The sequence below is a fragment of the Bradyrhizobium betae genome, assembly GCF_004123905.1.
GTDB lineage: Bacteria > Pseudomonadota > Alphaproteobacteria > Rhizobiales > Xanthobacteraceae > Bradyrhizobium > Bradyrhizobium betae_A.
Window position 1 is genome coordinate 352846 of sequence record NZ_MZXW01000022.1, and the last position, 16534, is coordinate 369379.

Sequence of the window (16534 nt, forward strand, 5' to 3'; positions counted from 1 at the left end):
TGCCTGGGGCTGCCAAATATCCTTAATATCGCGGCACGATCGCCTGGCTTTATGACGTTTTGACGCTGGCCGCCCGCCGGGCCGGGATCGTCATGGCGGCGACGCCGAGGACGACGCAGGCCAGGCCGACCCAGGCCGTCTGGCTCAGGCTTTCCCCGAGGAAGGCGACGCTGATGGCGACCCCGATGGGGACGCGCAGATAGGCCTGCGCGGTGGTCCCGACCGAGCCGAGCGTCTGGATCAGGCGGAAGTAGATTGCGAAGGCCGCAGCGGTCGAAAAGGTCGCAAGTGCCAGCAGCGCCAGGACTGAGCTCAGCGAGGGCGTCAGCGTCCAGGGCTGCTCGACGATCAGCGAGGCCGGGATCAGCGCGGCCGCGCCTGTTAGCAGCGAGCCGGCGGCGGGCGCCATGGGATCGAGGCCTTTAAAGCTCCGGCCGAAGATCGCGGCGCAGGCATAGCAGATGGTGGCGGCGACAATCGCCGCCTCCGCGACGAGGCCGCTGCCGATGTCCTGAAAGGCATCGACGCCGACGATCAGCAGGATGCCGGCCATGCCCGCCACGACTCCGAACAGCTTTCGCGGGCTCGTCACCTCGTGGCGAGTGACGACCGCCGTCAGCAGGAAGGTAAAAATCGGCCCGGCCGAGTTGAGGATGGTGGCGAGCGCGGCATCGACGTGGCGCTCACCCCAGGCGATCAGCGTCCAGGGGATGACGCTGTTGAGCACGGCCTGGAAGGCGAAGCGCTGCCAGGTCGCGGCATCCGCGGGCATCCTGACGCCGCGCGCCCACATCACGACGAGCAGCAGCAGGCCCGCAATCGCCGTGCGGGCCGCAATCAGCGTGATCGGCGGAATGGTGGCGACACCGAGCTTGATGAAGGTGTAGGAGCCGCCCCACAGTGTTGCGAGCGCGACCAGCAGCGCCAGTTCGACGGCGATGTTGGTGTCCTGCCTGATGTCCATGATGCGTCCCGTCCATTCCGCGATGGATGGAACCTAGCGCGTCCGTGGTCGCCAATACTTCGTTGCGTGTCGAAGTGTCCTAGCCGACCGCGCCGACCTCGAACACCTCGCCGTCATAGCCGGCCTCGCGGGGGATGCGAAGCTGGCGGCCGGTTTCGGTCTTGGTCATCACCGGCATCACCGTGACGATGGACATTCCCTTGGCATGGTCGAGCGCGGTGCTCACGTTTGGCTGCTTGGCAAGCCGGATCAGATTGCGGGTGGTCGGGAACGGCAGCTTGAAGCGACCGCTCTCGCCGCCCTCCACTGCTTCGCGTGCTGACACCCAGATCGAGTCGGTGGACTCGCGGCCATCATGGGCACCGAGCTGGTCGGGCGGTGCCGCGGCGAGAAAGAACCAGGTGTCGAACCGCTTCGGCATGCCCTCCGGCGTGATCCAGTGCGCGTAAGGTACGAGCGTGTCGAGCGCTAGCTGGAGGCCGTTGTCGGCCAAGATGCTGAGGAAGCTGATCTTGTGCTCGTTGAGCGCGACGCGATGCGCATCGGCGATCTCGCCGGCGCACTTGGCATCGACCGGTGCGCCCGAATCCTTCGACCGCGCCAGCAAAATGCCGCTCTCCTCAAAGGTCTCGCGGATCGCGGCGATCCGAAAACCGCGATCCGATTCACTCAGGCCCTCGCCACCCGAATACAGGTCGGACCGCTTGACGATCTCCTGATCACCGGCATCGACGCTGCCGCCCGGAAACACCAGCGCGCCGGAGTTGAACTCGATCTGATGATGGCGGACCATCATGAACACCTCAACTTCCTTCGCTCCGTCACGGAGCAGAAGGATCGTCGAGGCCGGGCGTGATGCTGATGTCTCGGGCATTCAACTAGCCTGCGGCGCTGGATTGCGGGCCGAGATTGGCGCGCTTGTCGATGCGGGCGACGCGCGACAGCAGATACTCGACCTCGGCCTTCGCCGTCGGCGTGATGGTCGCGCCGGGCTTGCGCTGGGCGCTGGACGAGATGATCCCGCGCTTCTGCAGCACGTATTTGCGCACGGCAAGGCCGGCACCGGGCTGCTGCTCGTAACGGATCAGCGGCAGGTGGGCGTCGAACAGATCATGCGCGGCATCGCGCTTGCCGGCCTTCGAGAGGTTCACGACGTCGATCAGAAGCTCCGGGAAAGCATAGCCGGTCATGGCACCGTCGGCGCCGCGCTCCATCTCGAAGTCGAGGAACGTACCGCCATTGCCGCAGAGGATCGAGAGCGGACGGAGCGAGCCGTCCTTCTGGAAACCGCGCAGGGTCGTGATCTTCTCCAGCCCCGGCCAGTCCTCATGCTTGAGCATCACGCAGTTCGGATTGTCCATGACGATCTTGCGGATGACCGCGGGGGTGAAGATCACCTGCAAGGTCAGCGGATAGTCCTGCAGCACCCAGGGCACATCAGGCCCGATCGCCTCGGCCGCCTGCTTGTAATAGCCGACGATCTGGTCGTCGGTGCGAAGCGAGGGCGGCGGCGCGATCATGACGCCGGCGGCGCCTGCATCCATCGAGGCCTTGGCCAGCGAACGCATGGTGGCAAAGCCCGGTGCGGAGACGCCGACGATCACCTGCATCTTTTTGGCGCGCTTGACGAAGCGCACCGCGACCTGCTCGGCCTCGACGGCGTCGAGCTTCGGCGCCTCACCGAGAATGCCGAGCACGGTGACACCGTCGCAGCCGACCTCCTCGTAGAAGTCGGTCAGGCGATCGATCGAGCGTTCGTCGATCCGGCCGTCGTCGTGGAACGGCGTCGGCGCGATTGCGAAGGTGCCCTTGGCGTCGGCGGTCAGTTTCATCGTTGTCCTTGTTTCTCTCTGTCGATGGCTAAAACCGCCTCGCGCCCATCTTGATCTGCTCGTCGGAGAAGAAGATCTCCTTGGCATGCTCAGCGATGTCCCGGGCGTTCCAGCCCGTGTGCGGCGGTTTCCAGCCTTCCATTTCCATCATCCGCATTTCGCGCACACCGCGGGGCCCGGACACACCCAGCACCTTGCCGGTCTGATCGCCCGACAAATCGCTGACCATGTATAGCACGGCCGGCGCGATGCCGTCCGGCCCCAGCGCCGCCGAGGGGTTCTCCTTATAGCGGGGCAGGTCTGCGGTCATGCGGGTCAGGGCGCCCGGGGCCAGAGTCCAGATCCGGATGTTGTATTTCCGGCCCTCGATCGCCAGCACGTTGGACAGACCCCAGATGCCGCCCTTGGCCGCACCGTAATTGGTCTGGCCGAAATTGCCGATCAGGCCTGACGTCGAGGAGGTGTTGACGATGACGCCGCCGCCGTTTTCCCGCATCCAGCGAAACACCGGCATGGTGCAACAAAAGGTACCCTTCAGATGCACCTTGATGACCTTGTCCCAGTCGGATTCGGAAGCCTTGGAAAAGGTCTGGTCGCGCAGGATGCCGGCGTTGTTGACGAGGATGTCGGCGCGGCCAAAGTGCTTGATGGCGTCGTCGAACAGCGACTGTCCGCCTTCCATGGTGGAGATGTCGGCGCCGTTGGCGACCGCCTTGCCGCCCTCGGCCTTGATCGCGTCGACCACCGTCTGCGCCATCGACTTGTCGGCGCCGGAGCCGTCACGGGGGCCGCCGAGATCGTTGACGACGATGGACGCCCCTTCCCGCGCGAACAGCTTTGCATAGGCCTCACCGAGCCCCCCGCCCGCGCCGGTGATCAGCGCAACCTTGCCATCGAGTAGTCCCATGGTGGCTTCTCCCTGTTGGTTTTTCTTGCGTGTCCCGGACGCGATGCAGCGTGAAACGCTGCGTCGCAGAGCCGGGACCCAGTTCTTTCTTCGCTCAGGCTCGCTGGGCCCCGGCTCTGCAGCGCACCACCATAGTGCGTCGAAGACGCGCGTAGACGCGCTTATGGCGCTGCGCTGCGTCCGGGGCACGAGACTGCCCTAACCCAACACCGCCTTGCCGTTCTTGATCACGGTGACGCCCCTCGCCTTCACCTTGGCTTCGAACGAGATCGTGTTGCCGTCCTTCCAGAGGTCCATGGTCACAGTCTCGCCGGGATAGACCGGCGAAGAGAACCGCGCGACGTGCTGGCGGAAGGCGCTGGCGTCATAATCAGCATAGGTCTGCAGCACGCCGCGGCAGGTGATGCCGTAGGTGCACATGCCGTGCAGGATCGGGCGCGGGAAGCCGGCCTTCTTGGCGAACTCGGGATCCGAGTGCAGCGGATTGCGGTCGCCGCAGAGGCGATAGACCAGCGCCTGGTCCGGGCGCGTGACGATGTCGATGGTCTTGTCTGGCGCGCGCGGTGGAATCTTGTGCGGATCAGGCTGGGTCAGGTTGGGCCCGCCGAACCCGCCGTCGCCGCGGGCGAAACGCGAGGCAACGAGCGTAGCCAGCTTCTCGCCCTTCTCGTTCTTCAGCACGGTCTGGTGAGCGATCACGACACCCTTGTCCTTGCCCTTGTCGTAGACCTCGATAACGGAGGAGTCCGCGGTGATGTGCGCGGCCACCGGCAGCGGCTGGTGGAAGGTGATGTCGCGCTCGCCGTCCACCACCATCACACGATTGAGGTTCATCTCGCCGGGCCCCGAGCCCCACGCTGCGACGGAGGCGAAGGTCGGCACAACTTTCAGCGGCCGCGGCGTCAGCGTGCCTTCGTTGACGAAAGCGAGTTCTTTCTCATCCATCGGATCGGCGCCGAGGCCGATACCGTAGGCGTAGAGCATGACCTCGCGATCGCTGTAGGCATATTTCTGGCCGAGGTTTTTGAGGGCTTTGAGCTCTTCGTATCTGGCGGACATTTTGTGTGTTTCCTCCCGGCGTTCTTTCAGCGGGCGGCGGCGCCTATTGATGTGCCCTCTCCCCTTGTGGGAGAGGGCCAGAATGCTGCCCGCAACAAACTCGTTTGGGTGAGGGGTCGGCTCCGCAGTGAAAGTCTCTCTGCGGAGCGATACCCCTCATCCGGCGCCGTAGCCGAAGCTTCGCTTCGGCGTCCATTTTTAGAACGGCCGCCGGAGGCGGCCTATGCCACCTTCCCCCACAAGGGGGAAGGAAGAAAGCAATCAGGCCGGCGTAAAGAACGGCAGCGGGGCGCCGTCGGTCGGCTTGAACACCACCTTCACCTTCTGGCCGATCTTGAGCTTCTCGAGATCGCAGTCGACGAAATTGGTCTGCACCGACGGCCCCTCCTTCAGCGTGACGTAGCCGATGGCGTAAGGGCCGGTCGGCGACTTCCGCATCAGGCTCCAGGTGTAGATCGTGCCCTCGCCCGACGCTTCCTCCCACACCGTTTTGTCGGAGTAGCAGAACGGGCAGATCGAACGCGGGAAGTAATGCGCTTCGCCGCACGCCGTGCAGCGTTTGATCATGAACTTGCCGCGGCTGGCGGCGTCCCAAAACGCGGCAGTCTCCGGATTGGTCACCGGGGCGGGATACTTCTTTGCTTCGCTCATCACACGCGCTCCAGAATGGCCGTCGAGGCGGCGTGGCGAACACCCAGGAGGCCGCCGGTGCCGTGAGCGATGGCGAGATCGCAATTCTTGACCTGCACCTTCGGATGCGCCTCGCCGCGCAGCTGCCGCACGGCCTCGATGATCTTGGTCATGCCGCCGCGGTTGACCGGGTGGTTGCTGCAGAGACCGCCGCCGTCGGTGTTGAACGGGAGCTTGCCGACGCCCGAGATCAGATTGCCGTCGGCGACGAACTTGCCGCCCTCGCCCTTCTTGCAGAAGCCGAGGTCCTCGAGCTGCATCAGCACCGTGATGGTGAAGCTGTCGTAGATCGAGGCGTATTTGATATCCTGCGGCGTAATGCCGGCTTCGGCGAACGCACGCGGGCCGGACCAGATGCCGGCGGAATACGTGAGATCGAGATCCTTGCCGCCGCGCGGGCCCTTCATCGCCTCGCCATGGCCGATCAACTTGACCAGCGGCTTCTTCAGGCTCTTCGCTATCTCCGGCGTCGTCACGATCAGCGCGCCGCCGCCGTCGGAGACGACGCAGCAATCCATGCGATGCAGGGGATCGGAGATCATCGGCGAGTTCAGGACGTCCTCGACGGTGACGACGTCCTTGAGCATCGCATGCGGATTGTATTGCGCGTGATGGGAGGCCGCGACCTTGATCCAGGCGAGCTGCTCGCTGGTGGTGCCATAGTCGTGCATATGGCGCATGGCACACATGCCATAGGCATTGTGCGTGGTCGCGCCGTAAGCGGACTCGAAATCGGCCTCGGCGCCGGCCGCACGCGGCGGCATCGCGCCGGTGCGCGGCTTGCCCGCGAGCGTGATCAGCGCGATCGAGCACCTGCCCGCGGCGATGGCTTCCGCGGCATGACCGAGATGAATGATGTAGGAACAGCCGCCGGTCTCGGTGGAATCGACGTGGCGGAGCTTTTTGGTGTTCAAGCCGAGATAATCGACCATCGGCCAGGCGCCGCCGGGCGCATCGCCTGCGCAGAAATAGCCGTCGACATCGTCCTTGCTGAGCCCGGCATCCTCGATCGCGCCCTTGGCGACCTCGGCATGGAGCTGGGCGGTGGATTTGTCCGGCGCATGCCGGGTCGGGTGTTCGAAAATCCCGGCAATGTAGGCCTTGCCCTTGATGGTCAAAACAGAGGTCTCCGGTCGCGTTTCTTCTTGGCTCTTTTTTCTGAACCGCACTGGGCAGATTGGCAAGCGCGGAAATATTCCGTCGGGCGAGAGGGCAGCGGGTTGGCGCAAGTGAGGTGATGCTCTCGTGTCCCGGACGCGCTGCAACGCTCCAGCGTTGCTGCGCAGAGCCGGGACCCATGCGGCCGCGAACCCGGTGCACGAAGGCTCTGGGCCCCGGCTCTGCAGCGCACCGCTCCGCGCTGCGCCGCGTCCGGGGCACGAGAGCTTGGCTCGCAGACACACCCCCGCATCCTCGCGGCATGTTTTGCCCGAGCCTTGCCTCCGTCTTGCCTCCCTCTGAAAACAGAGGGCGCAGGGAAGACCGGGTGCCGGCTGGGCACCCACGGTCCACTGTGCGAAGGTTGCGCTACAAGGGGCTGCACAGCGGCATACAGGTGCGGCCAAACATCCGGCCTTCCCTGCGCAGTGGCTTTACGGCTTATGTCGTGCTCTCCCCGGGGAGCGTTGCACTATTGCCCCCGTCGCCTTTGCGAGTAACCGCAAGACTTGACGCACAGACCCCGGGCGTCAGGACCACACGATTTTGCCGTACGCGAAACCGCGCCCGTCGTACACGAGCAATCGCTCGTGCGACGCAGCCCGCGTCCACCGCCACTCACCCCGCGTTTCGTGACGATCGCGATACGCCCCTCTGAGAGGGATGAGGTGACGGATGGATACGACAATTCCGAATTTCGGTAAAGCGGAATGTTTTTACGCGTCTGGATTGACCCACGGCATGGGTGTTTTGCCCGGCGGGCCACGCAAGGGATGGTGTGCAGCCCGGATCAGCGCAGCGAATCCAGGAGATTCCGCGCAAACCGTCTCGGGTGTCGCTACGCTCACCCGAGCTAGGAGCTGGCACTCGGACGCCTGCGATAACGGAAGAACAGCATCACCCCGGCCAGGATCAGGCCGAAGGCCAGGAAAGCAGCGCCGCCCTTCACGCCAAAACTGTTCTGGTATTGGTGTTCGGCCGCGTCGTCGACGATGAGAGGCCGCGCATCCGGCCTGCCAGTGAGATAGCGGATCCTGGTCTGCCTGACCGTCTGAACGCCGTTACGCGTGATCTGCCGCCAGAAGGCCGGGCTGATATGGGTCGGCCCGTAGGTCTGCTGTTGTCCGCTTCTGTCGGTCCACGCTAGCGTAACGAGATAGCTCGGGGGCTCGCCGGCCTTGTTCACTTCACCATAGGCACGGGTGATATCCGCAGTCGCTTCATCGCCGTGGTCGAATATCTCCTTCAACGTGCCTTGCTCGGCATAGGAGCTCACCAGCATGTAGCCGCCGAATGAAAGCATCACGGCGGCCAGCAGCGCGAGGGTGTAAGGAAAGGGACGCCGCGCTCGGCTGGCGATTGCGGCGCTTCCGGGCCCGCCTCGACGCGCCGACCATGCCTGCCATCCGATCACGGGCAACAGGATGACGGCGCAAATGGCTGTTCCCGCCAGCATGAAGCCGGACAGGGACCGGAGATGGCTCAGATGGTCGTCGAGATCCTCAACCGCCACCGGAAGCGATGAATCGTCGTCAACGACCTGAATGGGAATCGTCAGGAGCCTGAGCTGATTGCCAACCGTGACCCGCGCCGCATAGGCGGCGCTGACCGCGATGCCCTTGCGCTCGCGCGCAACGCCATCCCGTCCAGTCCATTGCAATCCGATCGACAGGTTTTCGTCGACATAGCGCGGCCAGACTCCGTCGAACACGAACGGAAATCGCGGCGAGACGGCTTGGGCCGAAGTGATTTTCCCCGTGGCGCCGTAGCCATCGCGCATGACGCGTTCGATGGCATGCTGATTCCAGTACAGCCCCAACGTCGCCAACACGCCGACGGCCAAAAACACTATCAACACATTGCGCAATGACATCGATCGCCGCCTCGCTTAGCGCACGACCACGTCGCCCGGCGCGCTTCACTATCGCAAGTTGCTGATATCCTGCTGGCGCAACTTTTGTCAAACATGTCTGTAGGGTGGGCAAAGCGAAGCGTGCCCACGTCTTTTGCTCATGGTGAGATGGTGGGCACGGCGCAAGTGCGCCTTTGCCCACCCTACGGCACCTACTCCGCCGCGATCTGCCTCGGTGCCGTCGGCGGGCTCGCGAGGTCGGCGGCGAGCTGGGCGTAACGCACCTTCGCATCCGCCACAGCCTTCTCCTTGACCGGGCCGTAGCCGCGGATGCGGTCGGGCAGCGACAGCAATTCCACGGCGGTGTCGACAGTGACGGGCGACAGCAGGCCCAGCACGGTGGCGACGTCCTTCTCGTAGCCCGTGATCAGATCGCGCTCGAGCTTGCGGTCGGCACTGCCGCCGAAAATGTCGAGCGGGGTGCCGCGCAGGAACTTGAACTTTGCCAGCACGCGGAACGCCTTCAGCATCCATGGGCCGAAGGCACGCTTCTTCGGGCGTCCCAGCGCATCGACGCCGCCGCCGAGGATCGGCGGTGCCAGATTGAAACTGAACTTGAAGTCGCCCTCGAACTGGTCGCGCAGCTGCTGCTCGAAAGCACCATCGGTGAACAGGCGCGCGACTTCGTATTCGTCCTTGTAGGCCAGCAGTTTGGCGTAGTTCACCGCGACCGCGCGCGGCAGCGCATCGTCATAACCGCCCTGCTTCGCGGCGTTGCTGACCTGGTCGACCAGCTTGCGATAGCGTTTGGCAAGGCGGCTGTTTTGATAAGCGGTCAGATGCTTGGCGCGATGCTCGACGACCTCGTCGAATGTCATGGCGTCCAGCGTCTTCGGCGCGACAACTTCGTCTGTGCCCTTCAGCATATCGGCAAGACGTGCGGGCTCGGCGACCGCGAGGCGACCGAGGCGGAAGGCTTCCTTGTTCATCTTGATCGAGACGCCGTTGACCTCGATCGCCTGCTCGATCGCTGCCGCCGACAAGGGCAAGAGCCCCTTCTGATAAGCATAGCCCATCATCATCATGTTGGTGGCGATGCTGTCGCCAAGCAGCTGCTCGGCCGGCTTGGTGAAGTCGAAGAACACCGAGTCCTTGTGCAGCGCCGTTTCCAGGAGGCCGCTCAGCTTACGGGTCTGGAAGTTGAAGTCGCGGTTGAGGACGAAATCGGCGGTGGGGATGACGTGGCTGTTGATGATACCGTGAGTGCGGCTGGTGTCGCAGAGCGAGATCGTGTCCTTGGCAACGGCGACCACCTCATCGGCGGCGAGCACGAGATCGGCCGTGCCGGTGACGATGCGCGAGCAGGTGACATCGGCGGTGTGCTCGGAAAGCCGAACGTGGCTCAGCACCGCGCCGCCCTTTTGCGCGAGACCGGACATGTCGAGGATCATGCTGGCCTTGCCCTCGATATGGGCGGCCATGCCGAGCAGCGCGCCGATCGTCAGCACGCCGGTGCCGCCGACCCCACCGACCGCGACGTTGTAAGGCCGCTCCAGCGTCGGCCGCGACGCCGGCTCCGGCAGATCGCCAATATCACCGACGCTATTTTCGCCAAGATTTGCCGGCGCGCGCTTGCGCATCTTGCCACCGTCGATGGTGACGAAGGACGGGCAGAAGCCTTTGACGCAGGAATAGTCCTTGTTGCAGGTCGACTGGTTAATGGCGCGCTTGCGCCCCATCGCCGTCTCCAGCGGCTCGACCGAAATGCAGTTCGATTGCACGGAGCAATCGCCGCAGCCTTCACATACCGCGGGGTTGATCAGTACACGGCGCGCGGGATCCTCCAGCGTGCCGCGCTTGCGGCGGCGGCGCTTTTCGGCAGCGCAGGTCTGCACGAAGACGATCGCGGATGCGCCCTTCACTTTGCGTAGCGTCTTCTGAACCGTGTCGAGTTCGTCCCGATGCGCGGTCTTGACGCCGGGCGCAATCTCGCTCGCCGGATAGGCGTCGGGATTTTCGGAAACCAGATAGATCTCGCGGATGCCTTCGCTGTGGAGCTGGAAGGTGATCTGCTGCGGCGACAATTCGCCGTCGACATGCTGGCCGCCGGTCATCGCGGTCGCGTCGTTATAGAGGATCTTGTAGGTGATGTTGGCGCCGGAGGCGATCGCCTGGCGGATCGCAAGGCTGCCGGAGTGGAAATACGTGCCGTCGCCGAGATTGGCGAACACGTGCTCTTCCTTGGTAAAGGGGGCAACGCCGACCCACGGCACGCCCTCGCCGCCCATATGCGTAAAGGTCTCGGTGGAGCGATCCATCCACAGCGCCATGAAGTGGCAGCCGATGCCGGCAAAGGCGCGGCTCCCTTCGGGCACCTTGGTCGAGGTGTTGTGCGGGCAGCCGGAGCAGAAATACGGAGTGCGGGAGACAGGCGCGGTCGCCTGCATTTGCGAGGCCTGCCGGCCGTTGAACCAGTCGGCCTTGGCGCGCAGCATGGCTGCGATTTCCGGATTGAGATCAAGTCGAAGCAGGCGCTCGGTGAGCGAACTGGCCAGTGAGGCGACGCTGAGCTCTTCGGCGAAGGGGAGGAAGCGCTTGTCGTGATCGTCCATCTTTCCGATGATGCGGGGACGGACATCGTCGCGCCAGTTGAACAGTTCCTGCTTCACCTGATTCTCGACGATCTCGCGGCGCTCTTCGATGATGAAGATTTCCTCGAGGCCTACGGCGAATTGCCTGACGCCTTCCGGCTCCAGCGGCCAGGGCATGCCGATCTTGTACAATCGAAGTCCGATCTTGGCGGCGACCTCGGGCGTGATACCGAGCTCGCGCAGCGCCTGCCTTATATCCTCGTAGCTCTTCCCGGACGCCATGATGCCGTAGCGGGCGTTCGGCGAATCCATGGTGATGCGGTTGACCTTGTTGGCGCGCGCGAAGGCAATGGCGGCAAAGCCCTTGTAGTCCTGCAGGCGGCGGTCCTGGGCAAAGCGGTCGTCGGGCCAGCGCAGATTGAGGCCACCCTCGGGCATCTCGAAATCGGCGGGGATCACGAACGGCGTCATCTCGTCGGTGAGGTCGATCTCGGCGGTGGTCTCCACCGTCTCCGTGATCACCTTCATGCCGACCCAGCATCCGGAATAGCGCGACATCGCGATGCCGAGCAGGCCCATCTCGATCATCTCGTGGATGCTCGAGGGATAGAGATACGGCATCAGCGCCGACATGAAGGCGTGGTCGGACTGATGCGGGACGGTGGAGGATTTCGCGCCGTGGTCGTCGCCGGCCAGACACAAGACGCCGCCGTTCTTGGCGGAACCCGCGGCATTGCCGTGGCGGAACACGTCGCCGCAGCGGTCGACGCCCGGTCCTTTGCCGTACCAGATGCCGACCACACCGTCGTATTTGGCGCCGGGCGAGAGGTTGAGCTGCTGCGAGCCCCAGACTGCGGTCGCCGCAAGGTCCTCGTTCACGCCGGGCTGAAACTTGATGTTGTACTGTTCGAGATGTTTCCGGGCGGCGAAGAGCTGCTGGTCGTAGCCGCCGAGCGGCGAGCCGCGGTAGCCGGAGATGAAGCCTGCGGTGTTCAGCCCCGCGGCACGGTCTCGGCGGATCTGGGCCATGGGCAGGCGGACCAGCGCCTGAATGCCGGTCGTGAAAATATGGCCGGTACTTTGCGTGTATTTTTGATCGAGACTGATCGGACCCTGGTTGATACCCATTATGTCCTCTTCCGCCCTTTTTTGAGCTTGGCTGCCTAAGCCGTTGCCTGCCCGTTGTTTTTAGCTAGGGCGCGCCGACCAATTCCGCCACTCTATGTCGGATATTTAACGCCGCGCATCACAAATCTGGGCCAAAGCGAGCGCCGGGTAAAAATCGCAATTTCGTGGCTGCAAAGGCATCACGCATTTTCAATTTGTGTCACCATACCCCCGCCGTCGCGAAATGAATCGACGCATGTCTCATGCGCGATGGGGAGAATTGGTCGCAGGAGGCCTCAGGATGCGGACGATTCTGGCTGGTCTCGCGTTGTGCAGTGCCGTTGCAAGCACGGCCCTCGCTGCCGAGCCTCCGCCGGAGCTGATCGCCTATGGCAAGACGCTGGTCGAGGCCGGCGACTGCGCGGGCTGCCACACCGCCGATCCGGCAAAGCCGTTCGCGGGCGGCAAGCGCATCGACACGCCCTTTGGCGCGATCTACGCGCCGAACCTGACGCCGGATAGCGGCACCGGGATCGGCGCCTGGACGGATGCCGATTTCACCCGTGCGGTGCGCACAGGCGTCGCGCCAGACGGCTCGAACTATTATCCGGCCTTCCCCTACCCCTACTTCACCAGGATGACCAAGGACGACACGCTGGCGATCCGGGCCTATCTCGGCACGCTCGCACCCGTCGTAAGCCGCAACAAGCCGCCGGAGCTGCGCTGGCCGTTTGGTTATCGCGGCCTGATGCGGGTCTGGAACGCCATGTTCTTCAAGCCCGGCCTGTTCGAGCCGGACCAGAGCCAGAGCGCGGCGTGGAACAGGGGCGGCTACCTCGTCACCGGGCTCGGCCATTGCGGCGCCTGCCATACCCCGAAGAACTATTTTGGCGCGGACAAGACCGCTCAGGCGCTGTCAGGCAGCGAGGTCGGCGGCTGGTATGCCCCACGGCTCGATGGCGCCGCGCGCACCGGGCTCAAATCATGGAGCGCCGAGGACATCACCGAATATCTACAAAGCGGCCGCAACGCCAAAAGCCACGCCGGCGGGCTGATGGCGGAGGTGATCGTCAACTCGACCTCGAAGATGAGCGATGCCGATGTGCGCGCGATCGCGACCTACCTGAAGAGCCTGCCGCCGTCGCGGCGCGAGACCATCGTCACGCCGCCCGACGAGGCCGAGATGAAAGCCGGCCAGGCGGTCTATGCAAAACTCTGCATCGCCTGCCACGAGGCCGATGGCTCCGGCGCCCCGCGCATCTATCCGCCACTGCCCGGCAATGCGCTGCTGCAATCGGTCAATCCGTCCTCGACCTTGCGCATCATCCTCGACGGCGCCCACACCGTGACGACGCCGCGCGCGCCCAACACCGGCGAGATGCCGGGTTACGCAAAACAATTGTCCGACGACGAGATCGCGGCGGTGACGAACTACATGCGTAACTCCTGGGGCAATGCGGGGCCGCTGGTGACGCCGTCGCAGGTGGCGAAGGCGCGGAAGCAGGATTGATCGCCTACTTCTCCTCATCCCCCATGAACACGAATTTCGGCATCTCCCATTTGTAGCGCACCGCGAGCAGGCGGAAGCTGATGCCGAGGATGAAGGTCAAGATGGTCCAGAGCTCGGCATTGAGATTGAAGCCGAAGGCTGTGGCATAGAACAGCCCCGTCACCACTGAGACGCTGGCGTAGAGCTCGGAGCGAAACAGCAGCGGCACGTCGTTGCAGAGCACGTCGCGCAACACACCGCCGGCGCAGCCCGTGACCATGCCAGAGACGATGACGATCGGCAGCGTGGCGTCCATCTGCCAGGCGATGTCGCAGCCGGCCATGGTGAAGACGACGAGGCCGATGGCATCGAGCACGATGAAGGCGAGCCTCAAGCGGTGCACAAGCCGGGTGGTCAGAATGGTGAGGAAGGCCGCGCCGCCGGCCAGCGCGAGATAGATCGGGCTCTGCACCCAGGCCAGCGGATAGTGGCCGAGAAAGAGATCGCGCAGCGTGCCGCCGCCGAGCGCGGTAATGCAGCCGAGGAAGCAGACCCCTAGCCAGTCCATGCTGCGCCGGCCGGCGGCGAGCGCGGCGCTCATGCCTTGCGCGGCGACGGCGATCAGAGACAGGAAATGCAACACGCTATCGGTCGGTGGCAGGCTCCACATCGCCTTGTTCCCTCCTCCCTGTGATGGAACTTACGTCCCGGGTTCCCCGATGAACAGGTTCCCGATTCCCGGGGCGGGAGCAACATGCGACGAAAGCATAAAGTGGGCGGAACAGAATCTCGCATCTACGGGTTGTCAGGCCGCAATAAACGAGGAGACCCAATCGATGGCTGACGACCGTTTTCCCAACGATCCGTATCGCCCGAACCTCACCGACGAAGAATATCTTCGCATGGCGCGGCGCCAGGATGCGAACCTCCAGGCCGATCCCGAACTCGGCGAAGGTCCCGCCTCCAGCGGCAAGGTCGCTTTGTTTGCCGTAGCTGTCGCCCTGGTGCTGGGCGCCGTGTTCTACGGCCTGAACAACAGCAGCACGGGCAACCAGGCGAGCAACGCACCGACGACGCAGACCGCCCAGCAGGCGCCTGTGACCAATCCGGCCGCACCTCCCGGCATGCGCGACGTGACGCCGCGCAACACCGAGCCGGGCGTGACCACGGGTGCCGCGCCGAGCAAGCCGGCCGCGCCTGATCCGGCGGCCCCGTCTGAGGGTGCGAAGTAACAGTTTGCAATGACATGTGAGAGCGGCGGGACACAACATCCCGCCGCTTTTCGTTTGCCTGGCTGACTGTTCGCCTAGCTGAACATCTTGTTGAGCTCGCCGCCGGGATAGCCGCTGCCGAGCTCGGTGAAGGTGCCCTTCTCCGCCATCTCCTTTGCCGCGCGCATAAAACCACCCCAAGCGGCACGGGCGAGCGAGCCGCCGACGCTGATGCGGCGCACGCCGAGATCCTCGGCTTCCCTGAGCGACAGGCCGGAGCCACCGATCAGCAGGTTGAACGGTTTTGGTGCGACAGCCTTCACCACCGCGGCGATGTCCTCGCGGGTCTTCAGGCCCGGCGCGTAGAGGCAGTCGGCGCCGGCATCGGCGTAGGCGGTGAGCCGGTCGATGACGAGCTTGAGATCGGTGACGCCCCAGAGATAAGCCTCGCAACGGCCGACCAGCATCGTGTTGCTGTCGCCGATCGCCTTGCGCGAAGCCTTGATGCGCTCGACCGCGAGCGCGCGCTCGTAGATCGGCTTGTCCTTGTCGCCGGCGGAGTCCTCGATCGACAGGCCCGCGACGCCAGTGCGCACACAGCGCTCGACATTGTCGGCGACCTTGTCGGGCTCGACCGCGAAACCGCCCTCGAAATCCGCGTTCACGGGGATGTCGACGGACGAGCTCAATGCTGCCAGATGCTGACAGACATCCTCGACGGTGACGTGGTTGTCGGCCTTGCCGATGGTCCAGGCAAAGCCCGCGCTGGATGAGGCCAGCGCCTTGAAACCGAGATGCTGCAACGCCTTGGCGCTGCCGACATCGACCGGATTGGGCAGGATGAAGCAGCCGCTCTCGTGCATCTTCTTGAACGCCGCGCGCTTGTCAGCGGTTGTCACATGCATGTTTCTCTCCCTTGTTGGCCGCGCAGACATAGGCGCGCCTTGTCGCGCTTGCTAGTGCGCATCGTGCACGGCGCGGCTGTCCTTCGGCGCCTGCTCGCGATCATTCATGCTATAGTCCCTGACGACGCTGGCGATGCGCAGATGATAATCGGCGAAGATCTTTGCCCTGCTCTTGGCCTGGGTGCGGCGATGCTCCATCGTATTGCGCCAGGCTTGCACGGCGGCCTCGTCCCGCCAGAACGACACCGACAGGATCTTACCCTTCTCGGTCAGGCTTTCAAAACGCTCGACCGAGATGAAGCCATCGATGGTTTGCAGGATCGGCTTCAGATCGGCCGCGAGGTCGAAATAGTCCTGGCGATGTTCCGGCTTGGGCCAGACTTCGAAAATCACGGCAATCATAGGCGTCTCCTGCTAACGATGTCGTGGCTACAATACCACCTTGCGCAAAAACGTGCGCTCTTCCGCGAGGATGAATTTGCTCTCCTCGGCGAAATGGAAGTTGGCCATGCCCTCCGCATCCTGCCGCAGCCGGGCGCGATAGGACTCGTAGGCCGCCAGACTCTCGAAGGTGATCAGCGCGAAGGCGATGTTGTTGGTGCCTTCGTGCGGCATGAAATAGCCGATCAGGTCGCCGCCGCATTTCGGGATGATGGTGAGCCAGCGTTTTGAATACTCCTCGAACTGCGCGCGCTTGAACGGATCGAGCTGGTAGCGGATGAAGACGGTGACGGACATGCAAGTTCTCCTCTGTTCCCACACCGTCATT

The 16534-nt window shown here is 64.0% G+C and carries 15 protein-coding genes; 2 read left to right on the forward strand and 13 right to left on the reverse strand.

What is annotated here, in order from left to right; translation table 11 throughout:
* Positions 1-49: 49 nt before the first annotated feature.
* From B5V03_RS21395 to B5V03_RS21435, 9 genes are all read right to left on the reverse strand, one after another.
* Positions 50-964, reverse strand: coding sequence for a DMT family transporter (locus B5V03_RS21395; RefSeq protein WP_129272359.1), 915 nt, complete (start codon positions 962-964; stop codon positions 50-52).
* 79 nt (positions 965-1043) lie between these two features.
* The gene (locus B5V03_RS21400; RefSeq protein WP_129272360.1) at positions 1044-1838 is read right to left on the reverse strand and encodes an NUDIX hydrolase; all 795 of its coding nucleotides are present in this window, start codon (positions 1836-1838) and stop codon (positions 1044-1046) included.
* 4 nt (positions 1839-1842) lie between these two features.
* A complete protein-coding gene (locus B5V03_RS21405; protein ID WP_129272361.1) occupies positions 1843-2796 on the reverse strand; it encodes a dihydrodipicolinate synthase family protein in 954 nt (317 codons plus the stop codon).
* Between the two features lie 28 nt (positions 2797-2824).
* Positions 2825-3703, reverse strand: coding sequence for an SDR family oxidoreductase (locus B5V03_RS21410; RefSeq protein ID WP_129272362.1), 879 nt, complete (start codon positions 3701-3703; stop codon positions 2825-2827).
* A 198-nt stretch (positions 3704-3901) separates the two neighbouring features.
* Positions 3902-4762 carry a MaoC family dehydratase gene (locus tag B5V03_RS21415; RefSeq protein ID WP_129272363.1) on the reverse strand — a complete coding sequence of 287 codons (861 nt, stop codon included), beginning with the start codon at positions 4760-4762 and terminating at the stop codon, positions 3902-3904.
* Positions 4763-5023: 261 nt separating this feature from the next.
* Positions 5024-5413: a Zn-ribbon domain-containing OB-fold protein gene (locus B5V03_RS21420; RefSeq protein ID WP_129272364.1), complete on the reverse strand. Its 390-nt coding sequence runs from the start codon at positions 5411-5413 to the stop codon at positions 5024-5026.
* Complete coding sequence (locus tag B5V03_RS21425) at positions 5413-6570, reverse strand: thiolase domain-containing protein (protein WP_129272365.1); 1158 nt, start codon at positions 6568-6570, stop codon at positions 5413-5415. The genes B5V03_RS21420 and B5V03_RS21425 overlap by 1 nt, the downstream gene beginning before the upstream one ends.
* Positions 6571-7463: 893 nt before the next feature.
* A complete protein-coding gene (locus B5V03_RS21430; protein ID WP_433995343.1) occupies positions 7464-8459 on the reverse strand; it encodes a hypothetical protein in 996 nt (331 codons plus the stop codon).
* Between the two features lie 215 nt (positions 8460-8674).
* Positions 8675-12181, reverse strand: coding sequence for an indolepyruvate ferredoxin oxidoreductase family protein (locus B5V03_RS21435; RefSeq protein WP_129272367.1), 3507 nt, complete (start codon positions 12179-12181; stop codon positions 8675-8677).
* A 280-nt stretch (positions 12182-12461) separates the two neighbouring features.
* On the opposite strand from B5V03_RS21435, the gene B5V03_RS21440 reads away from it, so the two are divergent.
* Entirely contained in the window at positions 12462-13670 is a 1209-nt protein-coding gene (locus B5V03_RS21440) for a c-type cytochrome (RefSeq protein WP_129272368.1), read from the forward strand.
* Between the two features lie 4 nt (positions 13671-13674).
* Here B5V03_RS21440 and B5V03_RS21445 read toward each other — a convergent pair whose 3' ends face one another.
* The gene (locus B5V03_RS21445) at positions 13675-14319 is read right to left on the reverse strand and encodes a trimeric intracellular cation channel family protein (RefSeq protein ID WP_129272369.1); all 645 of its coding nucleotides are present in this window, start codon (positions 14317-14319) and stop codon (positions 13675-13677) included.
* Positions 14320-14485: 166 nt separating this feature from the next.
* Here B5V03_RS21445 and B5V03_RS21450 point away from each other — a divergent pair, with 166 nt between their 5' ends.
* Positions 14486-14881, forward strand: coding sequence for a hypothetical protein (locus B5V03_RS21450; RefSeq protein WP_129272370.1), 396 nt, complete (start codon positions 14486-14488; stop codon positions 14879-14881).
* Positions 14882-14955: 74 nt separating this feature from the next.
* Here B5V03_RS21450 and B5V03_RS21455 read toward each other — a convergent pair whose 3' ends face one another.
* Genes B5V03_RS21455 through B5V03_RS21465 form a run of 3 tightly spaced genes read right to left on the reverse strand, consistent with a single transcriptional unit; the run spans position 14956 to position 16503 of the window.
* The gene (locus B5V03_RS21455; RefSeq protein WP_129272371.1) at positions 14956-15765 is read right to left on the reverse strand and encodes an isocitrate lyase/PEP mutase family protein; all 810 of its coding nucleotides are present in this window, start codon (positions 15763-15765) and stop codon (positions 14956-14958) included.
* Between the two features lie 51 nt (positions 15766-15816).
* Complete coding sequence (locus B5V03_RS21460; RefSeq protein ID WP_129272372.1) at positions 15817-16167, reverse strand: antibiotic biosynthesis monooxygenase family protein; 351 nt, start codon at positions 16165-16167, stop codon at positions 15817-15819.
* A gap of 27 nt (positions 16168-16194) precedes the next feature.
* Positions 16195-16503, reverse strand: a complete 309-nt coding sequence (locus tag B5V03_RS21465) for an NIPSNAP family protein (protein ID WP_129272373.1) — start codon at positions 16501-16503, stop codon at positions 16195-16197.
* Between the last annotated feature and the right edge of the window lie 31 nt (positions 16504-16534).

What these genes read in the sequence shown, in the direction of transcription:
- B5V03_RS21395 (WP_129272359.1), bottom strand. Translation starts at nt 964, where the DNA reads ATGGACATCAGGCAGGACACCAACATCGCCGTCGAACTGGCGCTGCTG.
- B5V03_RS21400 (WP_129272360.1), bottom strand. Translation starts at nt 1,838, where the DNA reads ATGCCCGAGACATCAGCATCACGCCCGGCCTCGACGATCCTTCTGCTC.
- B5V03_RS21405 (WP_129272361.1), bottom strand. Translation starts at nt 2,796, where the DNA reads ATGAAACTGACCGCCGACGCCAAGGGCACCTTCGCAATCGCGCCGACG.
- B5V03_RS21410 (WP_129272362.1), bottom strand. Translation starts at nt 3,703, where the DNA reads ATGGGACTACTCGATGGCAAGGTTGCGCTGATCACCGGCGCGGGCGGG.
- B5V03_RS21415 (WP_129272363.1), bottom strand. Translation starts at nt 4,762, where the DNA reads ATGTCCGCCAGATACGAAGAGCTCAAAGCCCTCAAAAACCTCGGCCAG.
- B5V03_RS21420 (WP_129272364.1), bottom strand. Translation starts at nt 5,413, where the DNA reads ATGAGCGAAGCAAAGAAGTATCCCGCCCCGGTGACCAATCCGGAGACT.
- B5V03_RS21435 (WP_129272367.1), bottom strand. Translation starts at nt 12,181, where the DNA reads ATGGGTATCAACCAGGGTCCGATCAGTCTCGATCAAAAATACACGCAA.
- B5V03_RS21440 (WP_129272368.1), top strand. Translation starts at nt 12,462, where the DNA reads ATGCGGACGATTCTGGCTGGTCTCGCGTTGTGCAGTGCCGTTGCAAGC.
- B5V03_RS21445 (WP_129272369.1), bottom strand. Translation starts at nt 14,319, where the DNA reads ATGTGGAGCCTGCCACCGACCGATAGCGTGTTGCATTTCCTGTCTCTG.
- B5V03_RS21450 (WP_129272370.1), top strand. Translation starts at nt 14,486, where the DNA reads ATGGCTGACGACCGTTTTCCCAACGATCCGTATCGCCCGAACCTCACC.
- B5V03_RS21455 (WP_129272371.1), bottom strand. Translation starts at nt 15,765, where the DNA reads ATGCATGTGACAACCGCTGACAAGCGCGCGGCGTTCAAGAAGATGCAC.
- B5V03_RS21460 (WP_129272372.1), bottom strand. Translation starts at nt 16,167, where the DNA reads ATGATTGCCGTGATTTTCGAAGTCTGGCCCAAGCCGGAACATCGCCAG.
- B5V03_RS21465 (WP_129272373.1), bottom strand. Translation starts at nt 16,503, where the DNA reads ATGTCCGTCACCGTCTTCATCCGCTACCAGCTCGATCCGTTCAAGCGC.